Raw genomic sequence first — 511 nt, 5'->3', positions numbered from 1 at the left:
GAATAGGAAACGGTCATGCAGACGATGCTCACCGCCTTGCCAAAACTCAATGCTTTGCGGTTTAACTCTAAAGCCGCCCCAAAATGTTGGCATTGGAATTTCACCTTTGGCAAATTTCTGTTTGAGCTCAAGGAACTTACCTTCCAGCACTCCACGAGCAGAAATACGGCTACTTTGCTTACTCGCAATGGCCGCCAGCTGGCTATCTTTAGGGCGAGAAGTAAAATACTTCATGTTTTCCATCGCAGTCAGCTTTTCAGCCACACCAGTAATGTGAACTTGGCGCTCTAGTGGATGCCAAGGGAAATGCAGGCTGATGTTGCTGTTATGCTCAAGATGCTGCGCTTTGCGACTACCTAAGTTGGTGTAAAACACGAAGCCATCTTTATCGACGTTTTTCAATAAAACGATTCGTTGAAATGGCATGCCGTTTTCATCCACGGTCGCCACTGTCATCGCAGTAGGATCCGTCAACCCCGCCTTAATCGCTTGCTCCAACCAAAGGTTGAAT

At 47.2% G+C, this 511-nt stretch carries 1 protein-coding gene; it reads right to left on the bottom strand.

Translation table 11 applies throughout. The features are described 5' to 3' along the window. Positions 1-511, bottom strand: a 511-nt coding sequence (pdxH, locus tag R7Z49_RS27750) for a pyridoxamine 5'-phosphate oxidase (RefSeq protein ID WP_318112870.1), incomplete at both ends; no start/stop codon positions are given.

It is taken from the genome of Vibrio sp. 1562 (assembly GCF_033340155.1).
In the GTDB taxonomy this organism is placed as follows: Bacteria; Pseudomonadota; Gammaproteobacteria; order Enterobacterales; family Vibrionaceae; genus Vibrio; species Vibrio alginolyticus.
The sequence above is the reverse complement of the archived record's forward strand: the minus strand, read 5'-3'. Positions and strand labels throughout refer to the sequence as shown.